Source organism: Paraburkholderia sp. JPY419 (assembly GCF_050435705.1).
Taxonomy (GTDB): domain Bacteria; phylum Pseudomonadota; class Gammaproteobacteria; order Burkholderiales; family Burkholderiaceae; genus Paraburkholderia; species Paraburkholderia youngii.
The window spans coordinates 138204-144472 of the sequence record NZ_JBNDKV010000003.1 but is presented as its reverse complement, the minus strand read 5'-3'; the positions used below and the strand labels follow the sequence as shown (position 1 = coordinate 144472).

The following is a 6269-nucleotide window of genomic DNA, read 5'->3' as shown; positions in this document are numbered from 1 at the left end:
GACCGTCCAGCACGTACACCCGCGTGTTCGCGATCGGACGGCCGATCGGGATAGAGGCGGATCCATCGATAACTTTGGATATTTCGAATGTGACGCTTCCAACTGTCGCTTCTGTAGGACCGAAGTGATTGATCAGACGCACATGCGGGAAGCGCTTTCGCCAAAACTGAATATCCGCAGGTACTAACGGTTCCCCACCAACCATCAGTGCCTTAGTCGGAGCCGGACCTTCGTAACACTCCAGTTGCCTGTTTAACAGGCTCAGGTGCGAAGGCGTCAGCTTGATCAAATCGTAGACCCGACCATCGTTAGCAGCAGAAAGTAAATCAGTTTCAACAGCAGGTTTTAGAAGGTGCAGCCTTGCGCCTGCCAACAGGGGCCCGAATAAAGTTGTAACGATGCCGTCAAAGCTCAACGAATGTAGTATCGGCGAACCATTCAAAGCTTCTTCGTAATAACTGCGATGTGACCATTGCAAATAATTCAACAGGTTTCTGTGCTCGACCATGACGCCCTTGGGCGTGCCGGTGGAGCCCGACGTGTAGATCACATAGGCCAGATGACGTGGACCCAGGCCCAGCGCGCGCGCATCCGGATCCGATGACGGCTGCCCGGCCCACGCCGGCGACTGCGCCTCCAGCTCCACCAGCCCCACGCCAGCGAGCGCCTCCCCGCCCAGCGCCGCACGCCCCGCCGCATCGGCCAGCACCAGCCGCGGCGCCGCCTCCCCCAGAATCTGCCGCAGCCGCGCGCCCGGATACGCCGCATCCAGCGGCACATACGCCCCCCCCGCCTTCAGGATCGCCAGCAGCCCCACCACCATCGCCGCGCTGCGCTCCACGCAGATCGCCACCGGCTGGTCCGGCCTCACCCCCAGTCCGACCAGATGGTGCGCCAGCCGGTTGGCCCGCGCATTGAGCTCCCCATAGCTCAGTCTCTCGTTCTCATGCACCAGCGCCACCGCCTCCGGTGCCCGCCGCACCTGCGCCTCGAACAGCTCGTGGATGCACCGCTCCGACGGATACGCCACCTCCGTGCGGTTCAGCTCCTCCAGCAGATACCGGCGCTCCGCCGCCGGCAGGATGTCGATGCGGCCCACCGGCTGCCGGGGCTCGGCCATCACAGCACCCAACAATTGTTCCAAATGCCGTGTGATACGTTCGACATTCTCCGGTGCCAAGCGGCTTCTATCGAAATGCCATCGAAAGCTACCGTCCAAAGAGCACACTTCAAGCGTCAGCACGTTGCCCGAACGAGGTATTCCAGAATTAGGCGCTGATCGTGGCTCATGCGAAGAAGCACCTTCCCTTATCGTGATACCAATCGGCCACGCGCACCGCGATCGAAGTGCCTCTATGTTCTTTAACGCCGGGTAGCGCGCAACGAGATCCCTAGCAAAACTTTTGTGTGCTCGAAGCAAAGCGAATTCGGTCCTAACTGTCCTAAGCACCTCTGCAAAAGCCTCATCGAGACCAACTACAATTTTCATCGGCACGACTCCGGCAATATGCAACCCTGTCGCTTCCGCTGCACCTCCCGATACGTTGAGTGTAGGACTCCATCCCAACTGAAGCTCAGATTCACCTGAGATGCGAGCAAGATAGATTAGCCAGCCGACCACTATGTGTACCATGCGCTCGATCGGTGGCAATTCAGCCAAAGCGCTAAAAGCAATCTCCGAACTTGACTGCCATTTCGTCATGGCCAAAGCCGACGACGAAAAAAAGGGAAGCTGCAACGCTCTAAACCCCGCAAGCCGCTGTCGCCAAAATGCCTCTTGCGCGGCTAACATTTCGAGCTCGGAAGTAATGCTCGACGCCTGTTCCTCACCGAATATGTGAAGACGGTCTCCTGTATCCAGACCGTGATGCTTCGCGAGCGCCGACGCGTCGATAGATTGACCGTCCGGGCCAGAAAACCAAACATCCACATCATGCGTAGCTGTCGCAACACGCCAATGCCAACGGTAGATCCCCAGCAAGGAACCCGGAAGCTCATCCGAGCATCGATCCAGAACCTTTAGGCGTTTGACTGCCACAAGATCATTGACTAAGATAATCTTTGGCAATCCTAACGGATTTGGATAATTTGCTCCGAAATCCAAGGCCCGCACCATTGCAGACAAATCTTCCGCAGATCGATCCCAACGTAAACAGCCCCCAACATCGGGCCTCCGATGTCTCGGAAAGTAGCTCCTGTCCAGCAGCCTTTGCGGACGTATATCGAGGGCCCCGTCGGTCAATCCAATCAGCAACTCGCGAAACCCCTCGATAGCAGCCTCATAACATTTAATGTTTAGAGTCAATGCGGTGTCGGTCGGCGTTATTAAAACCTGACGCCGAACGACCACGTCACCAGTATCAACGCCTTGATCCATACAATGCCACGTAATTGCATACTCGCTTTCGCCGGCAAGCAACGCCCAAGAAGTGGCATGAGTTCCCGCATATTGAGGTAGGGGGCCGTCATGGTAATTGAAAGCGCCTTGACGTGCTTTCCTAAGCACACCCACTGGCAATATGAACGGATTGGCGATAGAAAATATATATTCAACGGGCTCAATATCTAGAAATGTCGAGAGCTCGTCGACGCTGCTACAACATAGGATATTGGCACCAGTGGCCCAATCGGAAAGCCGGGAGTCCGCGCAAAGCACCGCGCGGATCACATGCCCCCTCTCTTTGGCTAGCTGAGCACACCTAATGGCTAGCGTACCGCTACCGACAATAACGGTAGACGCGTTTGATAAGGTTAACCGTTTATTCGCCCGATGATCCGGGCGCACCAACGGAATACGATTTAACATCTTAATCTCCCAGCCAAGACCGGAGTCATTTGGCCAAGCGTGCCGCCGTTACGACGACACCGCCACGGAAAGCATCGAAGGCAATGCTGCCGCTGAATGCGGGTTCGTGAACACGCGCTCGCTATTTGACACAGCCGGCGCGTTGACGAGTTCCCAGCGACTCACGAACAAATATCCGGCGCTGCTGATGTCGCGATTTCTCCCATACACGCCAGAATGGCAAGCGTTCGCATGCGCATCAATTCGACGCCTATCTGCGAGAAGAAGCTGAGCCCGCCGCTTCAAATCACGACATCCCACCCGCAGATGTATCTTTGCCGCCTTGCCCCAGCCAAACTATCGCTCATGCATTTGCGTTTGCGCCGATCGGCGACAATAGACAAGGCAACACAACTACTTTTGCAAACCCGAATAAAGTACCCGACCTTCTGGAATTCGCCTCCCGACGCACGAATACGCCCCTATCAGTGAAAAACCTTGTGCGCGCAAAAGCAAATCAGACACTGTGGGCCGTACGGAATGGTTACCATCATGCCACCGATCGCGCACCGCATTGATATCAAATGTTTTTTCGATGTCCTAGCGATTTTCTAATATCGCCCAGTTTCTGAGGCTTCGAACGGCACCGAATTTGGCCGAAGCTCCAGAGCGTGGGGAGTTATTCATCCGGTAGTGCCCGACCCAGAAGCATGAATCGAACGACTTCTGCGGGCGGATCCGAGAAGGAGTACGAATACGAGGCGGCACTGGTTGAGGTCGGCCAATTATCTAGTGCACCGAGCCCAAGACGCATGGTCGCGGGTATGAAGTCGCGCGATCGTTGCCACCTCGCGAGGGTGCGCCCGTTCTGCAGGGAGGCGCCATCCGCAGTCGTTGTGGTCGCTTTTCCGACTCCGCTACGCTACGCGGAAGACAGGAAGCCTAGTATGTCTGCGATCAAGCACAAGACGCTCTTGGAGAACCTTCCTGCCAGTCAATTGACGGAGCGCCGATCGGGTGAAGCAGTTTGCGCGTTGATCGTCGCGTCGATGACTCCGGCTGCCGATGACTTGGCAGGGGAGATACGCAGGGAACTCGAAGCGCGTCACGCTGAAGCCGATCGGTTACGCCTGCGCGCTATAGAACGCGCGCGGGTCGACGCAGATCTTGCGCAACGGTGCTTCATGCTGGTCCATCCAAGTAACTGACCTGTCACCGACACACTCGCGCAAGAATGGAACGACAAGCTGTCGCATATTGCAGTCTTAAAGAGCTTCTCAAGCAATCGAACGCTGAGATGGGGTGGCCAGCTAGCTAAGATCGGCCAGCCGTGCATACGGTCACGCAGTCACGGGCTGCATCACGTCTGGAGGCGGCGCTGTCCCTGATTGGACAGCAGCGGCAGAAATGGGCGTTGCCAGATGCTATGGATTGCCCTAAGCTATGAGACCGGCTAGGACGCGTTCTGGATCTGTCATGCCTTGCAAGGTCGAGGGATCGAAAGCTGTCTTGTCGATCCCGCGAGCATCTCTGTTGACCGACAGAAGTGGCGCGACAAGACGCACCGAATGGAAGTAATCGTGCTGGCCATTAATCTGCGTGTGTTGGCCGCATGGTAAACGGGATCGCATGCACGCGATCCGTGTGCCGTTGCCGCACGATGCGACGTCGTGCAACGTCATACGCGACCGTGGGCAACTGCAGAGGGAAGTCCCGCAACACCGGCGGCGCACGTGCAAGCTACTGGTCACGCTCGGTTACTGGGGGCGAGTCGACAGCCGGAAGTTCACCGCACGTCTGGCACGCGGCGAGGTACGGTGCCACGACGGTACGCCACTATCACTGGAACTTCAGCGACGGCTGTTGCGCGAATGCGAACAACTGGTGCTCCTTAAGCAGTAACTGGCGACACTGGAAAAGGAGACGCTCGGGAGCCTCCCGAAGCCGAGCGGAAGCGAATCGATCGCCTCAAACGCCTGAGTGGCATTGGGGCCGTTGGTGGCTCGCGACTGGCACTGGAACTGCTCTGGCGGCGGTTTGAGCCTCGTGACAGTGGTGAGAGCCAGGTCACCAAGGCATCAGCAATCAAGGCAATCGGAGAGTGCGGGCACCACGGATCGAGATGGCATGGCCGTGGATCCGTTATCATCCAAGGAGCGTCCTTGACGTATTGGGTTCTCGCAGCGAACAGCTGGCACGGACCCCAATCGCCGCGCGCGACGGATAGCAATCGTCGCACTCGCACATTTCGTACGGCGGGGAGCTGGTCGAGAGCATGCGCCAAGATGCACCGGCCTGCACCATCCAGCGCAGCGCGTTGAAAATGTCGCGAAGCACATGTCGGCGCTGCGGCGCGGCTTCGCTCGTCAAGAGTACCGTCACTATCGGAGCGAATTGATGACTGTCCCAGCAACGTCGGCTTTCGATGTGCGCGAGCTCGCTGTACCACGTGCTTCGGCAGCAGATATTGAGATCTTTTTCATCACCTTCGATTTTCGCGCGACGCTCGACTGTCCCGCATTCGCTCCACTCTCGGACGATGAGCGTGCGAAGGTCGCGCGCTTCCGACGCCGCGACGATGCGCTGCGTTGTGCCATCACGCGCGTCGTGCTGCGTCAGTTGCTGGCCGAACGAACAGAATTGAAGGCAAGTGAATTGCGTTTCGAGCTAGACACCGGTGGTCGACCGCGTCTCGATAAGTCGATACAAAGGGGCCCCGGTCGACAACTCGACTTTAACGTTTCGCATTCCGAGCAGTATGGTCTGGTCGCAATTGCACGGCGACGGACGGTTGGTGTCGATATCGAATTTGCTCGCAATGACATCAACTGGAGAAAGCTCGCGTCATCGGTGTTTGCGCCGCGCGACGAGGCACACGTGAGCGCTTTGCCGATGCACAGACGAACCGACGCATTTTATGACGTATGGACGGCAAAGGAAGCAGTGTTGAAGGCACGTGGCGTCGGCATCGGGGGAGGCATGACATGGTTTTCTGTACTTGGCGACGGCCAGCACGAGCCAAGCATCGTAGTTTCCGAGGAGAGTGTGTGCAATCGCGACCTGATTGCGAATCTCGACGCAGTTTGGCTTCGTGCCCTGAGCGGTTATGCCGCGTGTGTCGCGTGGTCGCGCGACGCCGCTTGACGCGATGCGTAGGCACAATGTAGCTTGAGCGTTTCGAGAATTTAACTCCGACCAAAGTTTGCGCTGGCGCGAAGCGAAAGCAGCCTGTCGGCGCATCCGAAATGCATAACCTGTGCAAAAATCATCGTAATCTGATCAAAAGCGCCGTTGCAGAGAAAAGGAATTGGTGAGATTCGGCCCGTTTCCTGAGACCAGAAATACCAAAAATCGAGATTGCCCGTACGGCAAGTGCCAACCATGACATGCTAGCAATGGCAGGACTGCCCTTTCCACGTCGATGTGTATGTCCAGACTCCCATGCCCCCCCAATACTCTGGAGCCCACATGTCAACGCCATTCG

General features: G+C 57.2%; 2 protein-coding genes and 1 pseudogene. 2 read left to right on the top strand and 1 reads right to left on the bottom strand.

Annotated features, from left to right (window positions below; genetic code table 11):
- Nucleotide 1 precedes the first annotated feature (1 nt).
- Nucleotides 2-2806 (bottom strand): annotated as a pseudogene (locus QFZ91_RS24225) (AMP-binding protein); the annotation flags it as partial.
- A 926-nt stretch (nt 2807-3732) separates the two neighbouring features.
- Between QFZ91_RS24225 and QFZ91_RS24220 the strand changes: the two are divergent.
- Together QFZ91_RS24220 and QFZ91_RS24215 are read left to right on the top strand one after the other, a co-directional pair.
- Nucleotides 3733-3993, top strand: coding sequence for a hypothetical protein (locus QFZ91_RS24220; protein WP_176370029.1), 261 nt, complete (start codon nt 3733-3735; stop codon nt 3991-3993).
- A gap of 1189 nt (nt 3994-5182) precedes the next feature.
- On the top strand, nt 5183-5929 hold the full coding sequence (locus QFZ91_RS24215) for a 4'-phosphopantetheinyl transferase family protein (protein ID WP_255215364.1): 747 nt from the start codon (nt 5183-5185) through the stop codon (nt 5927-5929).
- The last annotated feature ends 340 nt before the right edge of the window (nt 5930-6269 follow it).

Bases quoted from the DNA above. Each gene is read 5' to 3' on its own strand.
- QFZ91_RS24220 (WP_176370029.1), top strand. From the start codon at position 3,733: ATGTCTGCGATCAAGCACAAGACGCTCTTGGAGAACCTTCCTGCCAGT.
- QFZ91_RS24215 (WP_255215364.1), top strand. From the start codon at position 5,183: ATGACTGTCCCAGCAACGTCGGCTTTCGATGTGCGCGAGCTCGCTGTA.